The sequence below is a fragment of the Pedobacter frigiditerrae genome, from assembly GCF_004331645.1.
Lineage (GTDB): Bacteria > Bacteroidota > Bacteroidia > Sphingobacteriales > Sphingobacteriaceae > Pedobacter > Pedobacter frigiditerrae.
In genome coordinates, this window is record NZ_SJSK01000005.1 from 225,705 (window position 1) to 243,098 (window position 17,394).

At 38.4% G+C, this 17,394-nt stretch carries 14 protein-coding genes; 10 read left to right on the top strand and 4 right to left on the bottom strand.

Annotation, left to right across the window (positions count from 1 at the left end):
• Positions 1 to 40 precede the first annotated feature (40 nt).
• The 9 genes from EZ428_RS18595 to EZ428_RS18635 all read left to right on the top strand — a co-directional run bounded on the left by EZ428_RS18595 (position 41) and on the right by EZ428_RS18635 (position 10,546).
• Positions 41 to 229, top strand: a complete 189-nt coding sequence (locus EZ428_RS18595) for a hypothetical protein (RefSeq protein ID WP_131554707.1) — start codon at positions 41 to 43, stop codon at positions 227 to 229.
• 27 nt (positions 230 to 256) lie between these two features.
• Positions 257 to 1,354: a hypothetical protein gene (locus tag EZ428_RS18600; protein ID WP_131554708.1), complete on the top strand. Its 1,098-nt coding sequence runs from the start codon at positions 257 to 259 to the stop codon at positions 1,352 to 1,354.
• 119 nt (positions 1,355 to 1,473) lie between these two features.
• Positions 1,474 to 2,484 (top strand): DUF6602 domain-containing protein, encoded by a 1,011-nt coding sequence (locus EZ428_RS18605; RefSeq protein WP_131554709.1) that lies wholly within the window; start codon positions 1,474 to 1,476, stop codon positions 2,482 to 2,484.
• Positions 2,485 to 2,678: 194 nt separating this feature from the next.
• Positions 2,679 to 3,632, top strand: a complete 954-nt coding sequence (locus tag EZ428_RS18610) for a hypothetical protein (protein WP_165501819.1) — start codon at positions 2,679 to 2,681, stop codon at positions 3,630 to 3,632.
• A gap of 1 nt (position 3,633) precedes the next feature.
• Positions 3,634 to 4,074: a hypothetical protein gene (locus EZ428_RS18615; RefSeq protein ID WP_131554711.1), complete on the top strand. Its 441-nt coding sequence runs from the start codon at positions 3,634 to 3,636 to the stop codon at positions 4,072 to 4,074.
• Complete coding sequence (locus tag EZ428_RS18620; protein WP_131554712.1) at positions 4,064 to 7,297, top strand: tetratricopeptide repeat protein; 3,234 nt, start codon at positions 4,064 to 4,066, stop codon at positions 7,295 to 7,297. Before EZ428_RS18615 ends, EZ428_RS18620 begins: the two co-directional genes overlap by 11 nt.
• Positions 7,294 to 7,701, top strand: a complete 408-nt coding sequence (locus EZ428_RS18625) for a hypothetical protein (protein WP_131554713.1) — start codon at positions 7,294 to 7,296, stop codon at positions 7,699 to 7,701. Before EZ428_RS18620 ends, EZ428_RS18625 begins: the two co-directional genes overlap by 4 nt.
• 325 nt (positions 7,702 to 8,026) lie before the next feature.
• The gene (locus EZ428_RS18630) at positions 8,027 to 9,802 is read left to right on the top strand and encodes a hypothetical protein (protein WP_131554714.1); all 1,776 of its coding nucleotides are present in this window, start codon (positions 8,027 to 8,029) and stop codon (positions 9,800 to 9,802) included.
• A gap of 102 nt (positions 9,803 to 9,904) precedes the next feature.
• Positions 9,905 to 10,546, top strand: a complete 642-nt coding sequence (locus EZ428_RS18635; RefSeq protein ID WP_131554715.1) for a hypothetical protein — start codon at positions 9,905 to 9,907, stop codon at positions 10,544 to 10,546.
• A gap of 244 nt (positions 10,547 to 10,790) precedes the next feature.
• Here the strand turns inward: EZ428_RS18635 and EZ428_RS18640 are convergent, their stop codons facing one another.
• Complete coding sequence (locus EZ428_RS18640; protein WP_131554716.1) at positions 10,791 to 12,275, bottom strand: caspase family protein; 1,485 nt, start codon at positions 12,273 to 12,275, stop codon at positions 10,791 to 10,793.
• Positions 12,276 to 12,632: 357 nt separating this feature from the next.
• On the opposite strand from EZ428_RS18640, the gene EZ428_RS18645 reads away from it, so the two are divergent.
• Positions 12,633 to 13,352, top strand: a complete 720-nt coding sequence (locus EZ428_RS18645) for a hypothetical protein (protein ID WP_131554717.1) — start codon at positions 12,633 to 12,635, stop codon at positions 13,350 to 13,352.
• Positions 13,353 to 13,560: 208 nt separating this feature from the next.
• On the opposite strand, the gene EZ428_RS18650 is transcribed toward EZ428_RS18645, so the two are convergent.
• The 3 genes from EZ428_RS18650 to EZ428_RS18660 all read right to left on the bottom strand — a co-directional run bounded on the left by EZ428_RS18650 (position 13,561) and on the right by EZ428_RS18660 (position 16,882).
• Complete coding sequence (locus EZ428_RS18650) at positions 13,561 to 15,444, bottom strand: AAA family ATPase (RefSeq protein ID WP_131554718.1); 1,884 nt, start codon at positions 15,442 to 15,444, stop codon at positions 13,561 to 13,563.
• A gap of 209 nt (positions 15,445 to 15,653) precedes the next feature.
• On the bottom strand, positions 15,654 to 16,334 hold the full coding sequence (locus EZ428_RS18655; RefSeq protein WP_131554719.1) for a hypothetical protein: 681 nt from the start codon (positions 16,332 to 16,334) through the stop codon (positions 15,654 to 15,656).
• A gap of 2 nt (positions 16,335 to 16,336) precedes the next feature.
• The gene (locus tag EZ428_RS18660; protein WP_131554720.1) at positions 16,337 to 16,882 is read right to left on the bottom strand and encodes a hypothetical protein; all 546 of its coding nucleotides are present in this window, start codon (positions 16,880 to 16,882) and stop codon (positions 16,337 to 16,339) included.
• Positions 16,883 to 17,394 lie beyond the last annotated feature (512 nt).

The window sequence follows — 17,394 nt, forward strand, 5'->3', positions numbered from 1 at the left end:
TAAGAAAAGAACTGAAACCCCAAATGATCATATTGATTTAATGCGAGTATCCACAGCCCTCCAACCTTCTGATATACTGTTTACCGATAAAGCAAGAAAATCCGACCTGAAGGAACTGGGATTTGATGCAAAATATGGCACGAAAGTGCTGTTGGGAAACAGCGAGGATATTGAATATTTTGAAAAATTCTTGCGTAATTTGATTGAAACCAATGGTTCACTGAATTAAAAGCGGAACTAAGCCCAAAACCATAAAATGTCGGTCAAAACAAAACAGGCAATTACAAAGTGTCTTAATAAAATTGCGGATGACACGTTCGATGAGGAGACCCTGAGATCACTACTCATTATATCTCGTGAGTATATAAAATCTAATGGTCTAATAAAAGAGCTTGCTCATTTCGTTGCCCATAGTGATAGAAATCAAGGCATTTTTCACAAACAGGTTAATAATAGGTATGCCAAACAGAAGCTGATAGACGATCAACTGAACGGTGCAGAGACAAAGGAATTGATGGAAAAAATTAAAACTGAAGACGACCTGAGCGACTTTCTTCTGGGTGGAATTTCAATTTATAGAATCGATTCAAAACTTTTCAATATTCTTTACTCAGATGGACTAGAAGATATTCCAGAAGCCCATTTATTAAAGCACACCAATTTCACCAAAGCCGAAGTGAAAGAACTTTTTGCTCGTCACTATCATAAAGAAGAAGGATTTCACTGCCTAAATACAACACAAACTAGACTGCAGCATAAAAAAATTAGTGAGCTGGAAAACATCAGTGATAAGGATAGGGAAAAAATTGACGAATATAGGTCAAATTCAGAAATCTTAATTACTAAGATCGAACTTAAAATCGATCAAATCCAGAAGGTTATTCGAGGTGCAATATACTACACTTCAGTATTCGATCTAGAAACCTTCAATAATGAAATAGCAACAACCTTAACTGTGGTTATAAAATCGTTCTCAATAGACCAGAAATATATGCAGGCCATTATGGAACACAGTCAAGATATTTTACTTTGTATAATGTCCTTGTTGCACGATAGTAAATTTATACTCTACGATAAAAAGGAGGCAAGGAACTTTCTCGGATTCTATCTTCATCCCCCCGATTCTAATAACGGTGAGAATATGGACAATCGATCAATCTACGAGGATGGTGTATTAGCGTTATACACCTGCGGGGCAGGCAGTATTACCTTCCCCCTGTATGTTTCCGATTTGCTTGTAAAAGACTATATCAGTGCTGACGAGTTTAACAAATTTGCTGAGTTAAAAAGCTTCTCGGAGTCTCCATGGATTACAGCAGAAAGAATTGATTATAAACTTCGGCTTGTGAATTAGCTGAAATGTTGACCAAGTTAGGACTCCACTAGTTTATACGGGTCGCAGATTAGTTTTGCAGATTTTTAACATTGAAGAAACTAATCCGTATATTATTACCATAAAACTACGTAAACTAAATGAATAGCAAAGGCTCCCCACTTCAGGTACAAACGCCAAGCCAAGGCTGGAAACAGTTCCTGACCGCAAAGACCAGAATGCTTGCTGCCTATGATATAGCGAAAGAACAAGGTAGTAACAGGCAGGTAAAAACAAGGCATGGTCTGGTCGCAGAAGCCGAATTTAGAAAATGGCTGAGCGAATTCTTGCCGAAGCGGTATGGCGTTACATCCGGCTTTATCATTTCACCTGGTATTTCGAGTTCCGAGCATATGGTGCACTACGATGTGATCATATACGACCGGTTGGAATCACCAGTGCTATGGGTCGAGGACAATCCCGATTCTTCCGGTCAGGGAAGGTCACTTGCAATCCCAGTAGAATATGTGCGTGCGGTAATCGAAGTAAAATCTGCGTTTAATAAACAATCCGCAAACAAAGCGGTTGAACAGCTGTCAAAGCTGAAGCCATTATTGGTACGCGTAGATCCTCCGAGCAGCAGAGGCAAACTTTATCTTCCTGCTAATTTCTTCTGTGCTACGGTATTTTTTGAGCTCCGAAAAGAAGACGAGAAGGATTTTGCTGCATTGGATGAGCTGGTTAATGCCACAATGATCCAAAGATTCTTCGGCGGAATCATACTCCGTGCAGAAACAGAACACAAACTCGACAGCGGAAGAATATTCTTCAGAAATGAAAACGTTGATACAGAACGGAATAATAGCACCTCTTTAGCATTTTGGGCCACCTCAAAGTGCCTAAAACATAAAGAAGATTCTTATTTCAGTCTATTGTTGAACTATTCGGAAACGTATTTTTCAGAATTTGCATTTGATATCCTGGCCCTGCTAAAAGGCACATACCAACCACATGTTCTTTCCAGTCTTTACTGCATGGGAGCTACTTACCAGGAAAATGGCAGTTGCGTTGAAACACGATACTTTGATCCCGAAGCTCTCAAAAAATTCAATGAGGAAACCGCAGCAATCCTGAAAACAAAGGGATTTGTAGGTTTTGAACCGTTATTTTAAAAGCAACATTGTAAAAATCCCGTATGTTATTGACTGGTTTGGCAGGTTAAATTTTTTATTTAGCATCATAGTTATTTCACATCTTTGATTGTGGATAAAATGGTATAGTAACATTGAGTCTAGTTTCGTAGATTTAATGTTCAGGAATAAATATGTTGGTACCCTTTGGATTGGATTTTGGCCTACGGCCCACTATGGCCTTGCTTTTTGATACTGCCTTTATCGAAAATTATAGGAAGGCAGAATGTGGAGGACTAGCCTATTTCAATCTGGCAGATAGTAAAGGAAACGAGGAACCCTATGAATTTGGTTTCATGATGAAGAACGAAAAATATGCAGAGCTTTTTTTTGATTCACTATTAGGTTGGCAAGAAAAGTCCGGAGGAGACAGCAATGCAATTGACATGGAATTCTTGGAGCAGAAGAATGGAGATTACCTGCTTTCATTTGGCCCCGACCTCAGATTGACAATTGAGCGCATGGTGCCTAGTCATCTAAAAGATTACGTTATACCTATGGCGATCCAAGCTTTCCAGTCCAAGGCAGGGATGCGTGTTAGCCATTCTTTTAGACTGTTTAAAGATAAGTATGTTAAGGGCAGAAAAGTGGCGGTGAGATATTACATTGTTGATGACAATCATAGGGTGAGAAAAAAGAGTGAAAGATATTTCGTCAAAACTGAATTCAAGTTTTCCAAAGAAGGGGAGCTAACTGGGGATTCACTATATAACCCTTTAATCAATAGTGAGTTAAAAAAGGGAAAACCACCAAAAAAAATGATGTCGGGGGAAGATGTGATAACAGAGAGAATGAAAAAACTTGGGGAATTTTTCCCTCTAGCACATATGCGTTTTTATGAAGAAGATTGGGTGTCTGAAATTACAAAAACCATCAATACCCGATATAGTCGCGATCAGGTCTTCCAAGCTATTTGCAATATTCTTCTTTTTGAAAGGCTTAAAAGAAACGATGCCTCGAAGGTCAAAACAGATTCTGCTGGCTATGACCTCAGTCTTTTAGAGCATCTAATCGAGACTCACGAATCGTTCGATAGTTATTTTCCTGAGACTTCTTTTTTTACCAAACAGTCTATAGAGAAACAGATAAGACTGGATGAAAAATATTTTAAAACGCATTCAAATAAATAAAATGGAAATTTTAACCTCTCTCTTACAATTTTGGGATAGTGAACATACAGGGATAATAAGTAAGATTGTAGCAAGTGCATCCTATGATACCCTGAAAAAGCACGTCGATTTCAAGCCGTTATTTATCAAAATAGGCAAAATGTTCAGTACCCCTGAAAAGGCAGAGACTTTTGTCAAGGAAATATGTGAACGTCAGGGTACCGGTTCACTCGGTCAGGACATCAACAAATTGTACACAGAGGTGAGTGGTGACCAGGCACCGTCAGATCTATTTCCTATCCTTAGTGACTGGGCAAAAGAAAATCTCCAGAATATTAAAAACATCAACAATTTTTCTGCGAGCAAGACCTCTGGGTTTGTTATTGGAAGCCAAACAGCTGGAAGGGATATCAATATGATTCAGGGAAATTATTATGCCAACCCAGAAAATAATGAAGATTGATAAGCAGGAAACTTCTGGATCAATCTTTAATATAGGTGGCAATTTTGTAAACCAGGGAATCCTAAATGCAGAAAACGTCTATCTCAACAATGACGGAACAGTTCAGGAGCTTGTGCGACCTAATCAGGAGACATTGCGCATTCAGTTTGGAATAAATTACGTAGATGATCTAGCTAATGAGCAATCTGGAAAAAGATTGATAGAAAGGGAGGATTTAAACCAAGTGTGTCAAATCCTAACTGAAAATAAGGAAATAGGCATTGTGGGTAACCCTGGGGTTGGAAAAACTTGTATGTTATTTCATCTTTCCTGTAAAATGAAAGATGTTATCTACATTAATTTAAAGAATAAGTCTCTCCAGACAGTGCTGTTGCATATTATCAATAAGTATAATATCATCGCGGGAGTACAATTGATTGACAAAATTGATATTGAAAACGGCCTAGAGTTGTTCCAAGGATTGCTCGTGGATAGCAAAATTACGTTCCTAATTGATGAATGTGAGAATTCCAGTGAAATTATTAAACGACTTCTTCCACTAAAAAAGCATCAAAATATATTTGTCTATGCTTCCCAGTTAAGGACGGATTTTGATGCCGAGAGTATTGAGGTGGTGCCTATCGGAAATTTTAATGAATCAGAAGCGAAAAGATTTCTTCAGGAATATGATATCAGTTTGGATGTACTCGACATTAATGAGCTGTTAGAAGCTTCTCAAGGAAATGCACTTTATCTCTATTATTATAGTCAATACAGTATATCTCCTTTTCCGAAAGGAGTAGATCAATACCATCGTGCTATCTGGAAGCAATTAGATGTATCGCAAAAAGAATGTGTAATTGTTAGCTCTCTTGCTCATTTTCCTGTTACCACAGTAGAAGTTTCACAACTACTTTTCAGTGGTGAACTTCAGAAAACCATAGAGCTTATTGACACACTTAGATTGGTAAATAGATTAACCGAGGGCAAAATCGAAGTTTTTCATCCAGCATTCAGAAAATTTGTAGTTGAGCAAACCAAAACTGATGGACTATTAGATGTTTACAAATCTAGGCTTGGTAATTACTTTAAGGATGCGAGAAATTTCAGACAGGCTATTTATCTTTTGATAGATTTAGAACCCGAGACTCTTGAGGATTTCGGATTTGAAATACTACCGGAAATATATAATAGTGGTGAGTTTGAGTTTTCCAACAAGATTGCCTACGCACTTTTGAAAAAGCCTCGAGACCCGGCTACCGAAGGCTACTTGAAATTTTGTATCTATCAGAATCAAAGATTTTTACAGCTGGATAAGGATGCAGCATTGATGATAGAGGATGCCATCCAACTTTTTGCAAGGGCGGGTAATCGTAGGTTACATTTGGTTGCTCAAATGAATAAGGCAATGGATCTGGTAGAATCCGGTGGAATTGCCCACGGCCGGGAACTTGTTGATTCTATTCTGGAGCAGGATGATGAAGCAGATCCAGAACAAACTGGGCCATTGCTAGTTTCACTATCTAAAATCTATATTGATCTTCATCAGTACAAACAGGCGGCTGATGTCTGTAAAAAAGCCTACGACCTTTTTGCCAAGCAGAAAAACCTCTACGGCATGGTGTCAAGTATGGCCAATCTAGCCTCCAGTTTAAATCATTTTGATGGATATAGAGATCTGTCAAGAAAATATGCCCATAAGCTACTTGATTTGGGACTTACTGACTATTATTTTGGTTTGGAATTGATTGCATTGAATGCACTCACATCTATTTACCGGCAGATGAATAAATACGAAGAGGCCAAAAAATATGGTGCCCTTGCAGTGCGACAGTGCCAGAAATATAAGCTGTTCAAAAAGGCGATATTAAACTTGATTAATTACGGAAACATATTCAGGGACACAGGTGAGACTGATGAAGCATTAAAAATCTACCAGGAGGCACTTTTTCACGCCGTTGAGATGAATATCCACAAGGAACAATGCAGAATCCATTGGATAATGAGTGAGATTTTCGTTGAAAAGAATGATTTGGAAGAAGGCCTGCGCCTTATTGATCTCTCGATTGGATCTGCGAAATTGGTAAATTATAGCTATGGGATCGCCCATGGACTGAAAGAACGAGGCTCGATACTTGAGGCAAGAGGAGAGTTTAAAACTGCTGCCATTAATTATGAGGAGGCTTTTAATATCTTCGTTCAAATTGGCGGAATGATCAAGGAATCAAACAGATGCCTAACATTGGCAATTCTGTTATATATGAAAACAGGCGAAAAAAATCGGCTTGAACGTCTTGTAAAAATATCTGTTGCGTCCTTTGGAGGAGAAAATTTTATTGATTTAATGGGCATCGCGGACTATGAAGAGAATATAGTCGATATTCACGACTATTTTAGCCAGCTCAACGTAAAATATATTGAAAACCCAGCGCCAAATAATCAAGTCCCTGAATATCTCGATTACCTTAGGTATTGTAAGGATAATTTGGAAAGTTCTAAATTACCATTTAAAAAAATTGTCTTGGCACTGTGTGCAAATCATTGTAATAACCCCAATAGGCTTTCGCTTCTCTCGATCCTCATCGAACAGTCGGGAAAGTTGCTCGAAGCAGGTGAACTTCAAGATTTAATTTCAGAAATCCAGAACAGTATAAAAAGCTTAAAGATTCGAAAAACAGTTGGTGAGATTGTATTTCTTTCGATAGACCCCAAAGGTTTTAACCTGGAAATCAATGTCCACCAAGAAGATCCAATGGGAATTAAACTCTGTCTTGCCTTTTTAATCTTCAGAACAGCCATACCAGAAATATTCTCAATCGAAGGGTTGGATATTAAACAGAAATATTTTAAAATCTACTTCCATGAATATGACCTTCTAAACGAGGTAATGTCAGCTAAGGGAGGACTTAGCCTAGATTTTAATGATGATTTGCAATCTCACGTTATCAAATGGCAACAAGCAGAATTTCCGACTGCCGTAGTCATAAATAATGATTATGAGGCAAAAGCTGATCTGCTCAGGTTTCCCGGCAATAAGTGCTTTATATACTTGCTAAGAACGCTTGGATGCGAGGTAAGCGGTTATTTTTATAACAAAGATATTGGTGAAATTTACGAAATTACCCGTAGTATTACTGCCCGAATCGCATTAATTTTTGGATATACAAACGTGGACGACGATGCTGAGAGAAAATTTGATTATAACCTTGATCTTTCAAAGATTGAAGAACTCATAGCTGAATGATAGAAGACCTGCAAAAAATTTTTGATTTGGCAATCCGTGCCTATTTACCGCCTTTGGATGAAACGAACTCGGTACCAGTTCTCGGCATTGCTTTCGCAAATGCAAATTATCCCAAGCAAATTGAAAAAATATTGGCCTCAATTTCCGAAAAATTCAACCTCAGTATCTCCCCAGCTGGTAAACTACTAAATTTAAAGGTGAGTAAAGCTTCAAACGGCGAGAACCTTTTTGATGCCTTGCTGAACTATGAAGAACGCGAATATGAATGGCTTAAAAATCATATTAAAAAAAGTATTTCAGGGGCATTTGTTGTCGGCGCAATACATAATGGAAAATTTATGATTGTGTCGGATAATCCATTGTCATTTAATCCCTACCAGGTAGAATCGTTTAATGTTGGATGAATCGCAGGCGGTTGACCCCATCTGGCCGGAAATTAAATTTGAATTAAATCATTAATTATCTTGCTGTTATGAATTTGATGATACGGGGTCAAATAAATTGGTTTTCCCAGGCAGAGCTCGCAAGCAGGAAAAAACTTTATGAAACGTATAAGATAATGGCTAACCAGTATTATAGTGATCTGGCTGAGCAGGATAAAAAAGCTTATGATTATAACAGAAAAAAAGTCAATTGAATTGAAATACTGGTATGCAAATGGCCACGATCCAAAGAAAAAAAATCATTTAGGCATTAACGATTAAACACCAAACCTGGCTATTTTATTCTATGGCAAATTTCCACAGACAATTACTCGCTAAATATTCTATAGTATATGGTGAAAAGCTAGAGGACAATATTCCACTATTAACATCGATTGCTAAACCCATGTGGGCAAAGATAATTGCCCGACTAAATCATCTTGCCAGAACCAGACATTATTATCCACCAAGAGAGCTCTTCGCAGAATGGTTTAACCGGGATAATGTTGAGTTGGCGAACGAAATATGGGATCGATTCGTATTCGGCTACAAGGAATTGGGAGCCAGCATTCCTCATATCAAGATTATAAATATCTGGAGCAACCTGACCTTGTTAGACCTTGTACTATCCAGTAATTACGAGCAACCCGAAGATTCAAATAAACCAGAATTAGAGGGGAATATTTTAAAGTTATACCTCGCAATTAATGAGGAGGCGGCAGATCGAACAGACAAGATCTTCGCTCAAATACCAGCTAAAGATTTCCCTAACATCATTGACCGGTTTGCAAGGATCGGCGTTACCTTGGTTTATCCATATCATGACCTGAATCATTTCGAGCCTATTGAAATGTTTTTTGTCAATTTTATAAAGTCGATATATTGCTTAAAGTGGCTTGAAGCTACTAACCCTGAACTTTTAAAAAAATTTCTTGCACCTTATGGAGTAGATGATTGGAAAGATTATTTGAAAGCAGTATTGCCTGTTGCTCACCTTGCAGCTGTCCCCAACAATGACACGGGTTTAAATTATCTGGAAATAACCAACAGCGAGAATAAGGAGAAAGCAAAAGTAATTTTAGATCATTTATCCCTGAAGCAGGAGGCTGAATACATCCAAAAAAATGACTTTCTCTTATCAAGAGCTAACCCATTGTATCGGGTCGGAGAAGAAAGTTACCTCATACTTGATTCGCTTCTGACGGTCAATCGAATTTATAATTCTATGTTTTTCGAACTTCTTCGTATAACTGAAAAAGAAAAGGAATTAAAATTAGCTAAAGGTAAATTCTTCTCAATATATACTTTCGAATTCATAGAGCAATATCTATCATATGCAATACTTGATGAGATATATTCAAAAACACGCTATTTAAAGTTCTCAGGACAGAAAATTGCCATAGAATTCGGGATTGATACTGAGCCTGATTATTATGCTCGTAATGGGAACAAGGTTTTTCTTTATGAAATTAAGGGCAGTTTTGTAACAGGCCCAACAAAACAGTCTCTCAATTTTCAGGAGATTGAACATGAGTTAAGAGAAAAATTTCTCTTTGACACATCGGACAATGGAAATAAAGCTGTCAAGCAACTGGCAGAGCGAATGAAAATTTTGTTCGAAAAATCTGCCAAATCTGCTTACGATCCGAATTACAAGCCAAAAAATATCAGGATTTTCCCAATATTAATCGTTTCTGAGCTAATGATGACAACGCCGGGAATGAACCATATTTTAAATGAATGGTTACTGGTGGAGATAGAATGTGATGATACTTTGAAATCATCGAAAAATAGAATCCATCAATTGACAATTATTGATATAGACACCTTAATCAGATTTTCCAAAGAATTTAGGGATGATCCATCACTTTTCGAAGGCATGCTCCTGGAGTATGAAAGGGTATCAAATCCAGCGAGAGTTGATTCTATAAAGAAAAAAACAGGGGTGACCGAGCAAGAGCTTGAGGCCAGGATTTGGTCAACACTAAACTCATTCGGGTCTTATCTTCGAGGGATATTGAAACCTAGAATTCCTGAGATTTTTTATGAGTTTGCAGGCGATCTCTTTAAAAAACCCGAATAGGAAAAAACAAACTTTTAAATCTAAATAGTTACCTCTTTGTATTAAAGCCATTTCTGAAATGGAATTTTCGCTTCCAAAGTCGGTTAGAAATTTATTTACGCTATGATACCATTAGATAATATGACATTAACATCCACCTTTAATAAGTGCTTTGAAGAATGTCTGGATAATGACAGGCAGCAGAAAAGAGCTGACATGGAAAAAAAATTTACTGATAAAATACCAAACGACCATAATTTGAGCGATCTCGAGAAGATTATAAAAATGGCGTATGTCTTTAAAAAAGATAAAGGTTATGCAAGAGAAATGTTTTTTAATATATGTATGAATGAGGATTATCTCTCTAGGGAGCTTCTGACTAAACTATACGTCTCGGTCCATACGATGGCAAATCCTTTTCGATTCTTTACCAGCGATGGAATGGCAGAGGTTTTCTCAAAAATAAACATGCCATTTACTTGTTTTGAAAGTTTGGATAAATTAGACAAGTTACCGGATCGCCTGGAGATATTTCGTGGTTTACGTGAAGACACGATAGATTTAGACAACTGTGGTTTTTGTTGGAGCTTGAATGAGGCTACCGCAACTAGGTTTGCGACTGCTGAACATACCATTGCAGGATACGTGGTTTCTGGGTGGGTAACAAAATCAGACATCTATGGGTATGTAACCTCTAGAGATGAGGATGAAATTATTATCACAGCAAAATTGGTTAAGGACAAAATTGTAAAACCCGTTTTATAAATCATTTAAATAAAGAAACAATAGCATTACTCTGTAATTTACTTAATAATTTTTAAGACAAACACTAATTATAATTTGCATGGTGGGACTATTCCTACCTTTTAACTGCTGGTTCCCTACTTTTAGTTATAAGAATGGATAAACCGCAGGCAGTTGACCCATCTCGTCCTAACTAAAATTTGTACTAAATCATTAACTATCTTGCTACTATGAAGCATAAAATCTTTTGAAATCTACAATAATATTATTTTAATATGCGAATGATATCAGGAACAGTAATGCGGTCGTTGTCCAGTATGTTTACATTAACACTTAGCCTTAATTTTTTCAATGGTATCATCAGCAACTTACTAATAAGCCTTTTTAAATCTGTGAAATAAATTGCTCTTATATTCCATTCAGACTCTTCATCCTCATTTCCATTTTCCATAAGTTCCTTTCCCTTGTATTTTATGGAGACAAGTTTGGGACGCACTATCAGTTTTCTGTGGATGCTCATAAATTCAAAATCCTCAATTCGTACCTCAATCGGAACGGACTTATCTCCGGCCTTATAAAAAACATAGTTTTTAAAGGGCATAACATGTTCAGCGATCATATTAAATGATAAAGGGTATAGCCCATCTTCTTCCAAAGAATAGATTTCGTCAAGGAAATCATTTTTAAATTTTTCCTGCCTAAATCTTCCCTGTTTGTTAAAATACATTTCAAACAAAATGCCATTTAGCACATGGTTTTCTTCGTTAGTCGCCATACCGGGAAGCGAAAAAGACAAACTGTTCATAAATTTCTTTGCATCTCCCTCTCCTCCATGAGCTGATTGCAGAATATTTCTTCCTATTAAAAACAGATCGCTGATATTGTCGTTACCCACTGCATTCATAGATTTAAATGATTTCAAGGCTGGGCGTTGTGAGTAGTAATCATGCGTTCTCATCTGTAAGATTATTTCCTGGAGATTACTTCCGTCAGAAATAAAGTCCTGGTCAGCAATGGCATAATCTTCATATGGCAGATTAACGCTATGGTTTAATGCTCTGCTATTGAAATAGAAGTCGCCAATCAATGAGGTATGCTCCCAACTGGTCTGGCTACCATTCGTGCCAGCATATACTGATGTTCTTACCCTTTTGAAGAAATCTTCTATCGGTATCTCCTCATCATCAATGTGGTTTAGAAATGCCTTGGCATAAATACTATTGCCCCCCTTTTCTCCATCATCTGCTGTCTGACCTGGCGATGTTGAGTAAGCTATTAATGTCCCTTTAGGAGCAAAGACAGGAGCTAAATCGTGATTGTTGACGCTGCGAACGGCAAGATTCCACGGATTATCTCTACACGCATCGAGAATGACGATATTAACTGAATTTTCAGACATTGTTGAAGTATCCATATAGTCTAAAATCATCGATAAATTACAAGAAGAATATTCAGCTGCAGTTTCGTCCTCAAATCGTGTATCGATTGCAGTCAAAAAGTTCTTTCCCTTGATTTGTAGTCCATGACCTGCAAAATAAAAAAGGCCAACTGCAAATTTTTTTCGCTTTGCTGAAAACAACTGTATAGCTCTTTGAAACTCCAGTATATCACAGTCAGTATGTTTATCAACGGTAAAGCCCAAATTAACGAGTTTTTCTGATACATCAATTGCATCCTTCGCCGCATTGGGCAATACATGCTTTTCCAATTTATAATTGGTATTTCCAATTACTAAAGCAATAGCATTCATGAGCGATTTTTTATCATGCCCTAAAAATACTCTATAAATATTTGAAATATTTTGTCTTGGAAGATTTTTATCTTATTTGCTCTGTTTCTTAGAATATTCTGGCATCCTGCCTTTTACCTCATACTATGCAAAAGGCCTACATCCATTCCAAGCATGTGGTTAGCTAAGCAAAGAATCCATAACGGAAAATTATGGTTGTGTCGAAAAATCCATCTTCATTTAGTCCATACCAAGTAGAATCGTTCACTATATTATATCTGTATATATTACCATTTTCAAATTTTGAATGTTTTCGGGAACTTTCATACCTTAAACACAATCATATAAAAGATTAAAAACAAGCAATTAAAAGTCATCATGCCAAATCTTGGAATCGATAAGCGTTCGGAAGTACTCCAGTATGCATTAATAATTGAAAGCTTCACCTCTATATTTCTAGGGGAGCTGCTAGGAATCAAGGATGTAAAAAATAGTCGTGTACTTGGAAATAAGAGCAGCCCTATAAGTTTTAATCAAAAAATAACCCTGTTAATCGAGATAGAGGCCTTGGAATCCGTTGAGAAAACAAAGTTTGTGACATTCATGGAAGTTAGGAACCAGTTTATGCATAACCTGGAAGCAAGTAGCTATGAAACCTGCTTTTCCTATTTGGAGGGCAAAGATAAATATCTTGTAAAGGCTTATCCACAGAAAGAGGGAATATCAAAAGAGGAACAATTGGAATTGGCATTCAAGGCATTATCCGAGGACGTGGTTAAGTCCACTATAGGGCTATTAGATAAGGTGAAAGAGAAAATTGCTGACAATGTAGAGCGCGATGTCCATAAAGAATTCATGGGATATGCCACCGATGCCATCAGAGAAATTGAAAACGCATTTAATTCTATTTATGAGAAAGCGGCAAAAAATCAAAAACAAACAATAAAAATAGCTGAGCTCAAAGAAATTGGAACCACGATCCGCAAAATATTCTATAAGATAGTTACCAGAAAGATGATTAAGATAGATCCCAACGCGGAAGTTGATGTAGCTAGGGGCGAAGCATCAAAAAAACATAGAGATAGTTCTGCTGGATAGTGCAAGCATTACAATCAAAGGCTTTTCCTGTTTAATTTAATTCTTTTTGTCCCTGTAAGTCACCCTCCTCAATCTATCCATTTCGAACTGCAGCAATTCTTTTGTGGGACTAGGTAATTGGCTGTTTAGTGCATCTGGAATTATGGTAATATTGGTTCGGGATCAATATTTCGGTATATCATATTGATATAAAGGTTTTTATAAAAAACTAAACAAACGCGCCTGTGGGGAAATTCTTCATAAGAATGACCTTTGCTCCGTCTTCAAACTGCAACATCCCTATGCTACGGTCAAAAAAGTCTGTGATCCTAAAGTGTTTTTCGACAACTGATTTTAATCCCTTGTTGTTGTATACACTAAGGGCTTTTGCATAATCCCTGTCAGCAACTATTTTTTTCAGTTCAGTTCTTCTTTCTTCCGCCCACTTGTTTATGTCTACCTGTCGGGTAAACTCCTTATAATTAGTATCGACTTCCGAAATGTCATTCCCTTTTGACACATGGGAATTGTTGAAGTAATAATTTATTTTCGCAGAGACGTAATGAGCAACCTGCATTTCCAAATCTTTTTCCAGCTTTTCGATTACCCCGGCCTTTATCCCGGCAATCTCCTCAGCTCCTTTCATTATCCTTGGTGCCATTGATGAAAGAAACGATTCATCCAAAAAAAGGTTTTCTATCTCCGCTACCGGCAGGGGATGAATCTTATATGGGCTAAGTGCGCTGAGCCTTTCAGCACCATAATGGTCAGAATCTATTATCCCAAAGGCTTTTGTAGCAATGTCTGGGATCTTGTTAAAAGCCTTTGTATAATTGATTACATCTCCACAACTATCCACAGGCATTACAGTCATATTTGGAAACAAAAGCTCATAAATCCGGACATCATTACTTCCTTTTTTACCTTCGCAAAAAAGTATGTTCTTTCTGCTTCCAAGTAGTTCCATAAGCAGGGGCTCTGGCATTCCCGTTTCAGGTAGACTCTCGATTTCCCAATGATCGGGATGGGTAAATGAACGGATCCAGACCTTACTGGCCGTCGTGCGGCTTGAGGCGAAATCAAGGTCATGTGTGAGATAAACAAAAATACAGTCCTGTCTGGCTGTTTCCAGAGCATCCCATAATTTGTTGAGAACAGTTTTGTGCAGGAACATTTCGGGCTCATCCACAATGATGAAACCATCCTTCGGTGCCTGGAGTACCTGTGCAATAAGGTAGAGCATGACTTTTTCTCCATCGCTCATCTCAAATACCGGATAAATTCCTTCAGGTGCACGCACTATAAGATTTATGCCATCTTCGCAGTCCATTTGGCGATGTTCAATCAAACTGTTCCATATCTTGAGCGTTTGGTCCAATCTTGTCTGTGGTATCTCACCCACGGTTCCCCCGGCCCGGATTTCATTGAGATACTTATTGCCGATCGCGCTACGTTCTGCGAGGAGATTGTTCAGAAGCCTCATAAATTCAAATCCTACTGCGGGGACAGCATCAGTCGCATTCCCGTCAGCGTTGTAACTGGTCTTAAAATTCTTTGTTACTTTTTGCAGTTGTAGAAGTTTGGCACTGGTTTGCTCGAAATTCGATATGCCCTGAAATACCGGAATAATTAGCAGTTTCTGCGCAGAAATCACAACTCCGCTGGAAGGAAGATATTGTCTTAGTTTTTCAGAAAGGGATGTCTTACCGCTCCCATTGGCCCCTACAGCAACAATATTTCCGTTAAAAAAGCCGAGCATCGAAAACAGGTTCAAATTGAATTCCGACTTCTCAAGGTGGGAAATGATACTATCGCGCTTGGCAATGATTTCCGTTTTAAGCTGCTTGGCAAAGTCTTCCGACATTTCTTGACCTGCCAAGGATAGACTATAGAATGATCCGAAAGCAATTACATTCTTGTGGAACAGATCAAAATGGTTTTGCGACAGTGCATCCGGTAACTGGGCTTCTAACTTGGAAAGATAATGGATTGTTTTTTTATAAAGCTCCAAGTCTTGCTCGCCTAATTTTGCGGTTTCAGCATCTTTAAGGTTTTGTGATACCTGTTTTGAGGTGTGGTTAATCTGATGGAGCAGCTTTTCTTTAAGAGACATAGTCTTGATTTAGATAAAATATTGATGTACGAATTTAAGTAATATATAGAAGATGAATTAGCCTAAGGGAGCTTAACCCTAATGGAACAGCAAAACAACTGGGAAACCTGTATTTCACCACCAACCCATTAAGATAAGCTTGCAAGCTTTACAATAAAATGCCCTGTTGCTGCATCAATCAACAAAGCTCGGCCGAAATTTGATCGAACCTAACCTTTAACCAGGTTAAGCTGCCTTATCGTCTCTAGCCTTAGGTCATCCATCTTGATGAAATTAAATTCCTTCATCCACTTTCGCACCCTATTATCGGGAGCCTGCTCGATCCTGCGCAGGAACCTTGGCACTTCCGCGCGGATCAAGGATACGGTACTCCTCGCAACCTCGACCTCATACGGGTCAATCGCTCCGGGATCGATCAGTCTTTTGTCATGGTCAACATAAAACGCCTTATGCTTTCGCCCTTCCGCATCTTCCCACCATATATGGGCGGTATATCCCAAAAATGCGTTGAGGGCAAACACGCTAAAGCCCGTCCAGAAACCGTCGATCTTCTTTTCTGGGTCCATCAGCCTTATCAGCACAAGGAACAAGGGAAACATATCCTTCAAAATCTCGTGCCGAGCGGTATGGCTGTAAAAAAGCCTCGCAAACCAGGGACGTGCTTTCAGGCTGGCATCCCTTGCCACCAGCAGGCAAAAGAAAGATTTCACCATCTCCTCCGAACCAAGGATATAGTGTGCCGTGGCATTCTGGTGCTCGCCGGCTGTATAAAGAATATCTGCGCACCTGAAATGGCGCAGTCCGTTCAGCTCCATAGCAGGGTACATTTCCAAAAACTGCCCCGAGCTCAACTGGTAATAATAATCCTTTGGCCTTGTATTAACTGCCATAGTTATTTAAGGGATTTAATGATCAATGTCCTTAGCCTGTCAAAAGCAGCTGTATCGCGATCATCTACCTGACAGCTTGCCGAAATAAAAACACCACCTTTTAAGATTGTTCTACGGAAATAGAGCTGAGCGCCCTTCTCGCCAGTTACCTCGCAAAAATTTTCCTTTTGCAGGCTAGTGGTGATTGCCAGCCTTGGCGAATCAAGTGAGTCAAGTTTCAGGGCCTCCCTATAATAGCCTTTGATCCCTTCACCATTTATGTCAGTTATCCCGGAAGCCCGCATCACCTCATTACCCCTGGCATCGGTAAATATCCTGCCATCCCCGTTGTCGCTCTCTGGCTGGGCAACCAGGTTTTTAGGATAATCTATGCAGAAACCAAACCTGGCATTGCAATCGGTATTATTTTGCGTAGAAACAGCCGCAGGGCTGATCAGTGAGTTGGCCACAGGTTTTACTGAACCAGTAGCCATTTTATTATTTCCGGTACAGGCGCCCAACATCAGAAGCCAGGCCCCAGGTAAACCGATCGATAAGATCCTCTTCATGAGCGTTAATTTGGCACAATATACAAAAAACCTATTAAGCATAAATGTTCCAAATACCACAAGATGCGGATAGCCATTCCTACTAGGTAGTTAACTAAGCCTAGTATTTCACCAAGACATACAACCTAAAAAATAATCAACTGACAGACCTTTCATAATGAGTAGCTTTAACAAACTTATACCCCTTTTCATGATGTTGAGTGTTGCATAGATGAACCTTTGAATCCCTTACATGCTAACCTAAAACGTGTATCCTCTACTGACGGGTTGTACCATCTTCTACCCAACCTAGTGGGTTATTGCAAGAATTGGATTTTTATGATTGCCGTCATCTTTGTTTGTACAAAAAATTCTAATTCGATGATATTTTTACACATTCAACAATTTCCTGGGACTTAACGATGGAATCTTACTTTAGCTTCTTCACGTATTAATTCTTTTGATCTAAAATAACCGAAAGAACTAAGCATAAAGCAAATTACTATTGCAATTACGCAAAAAATCTTATTGAA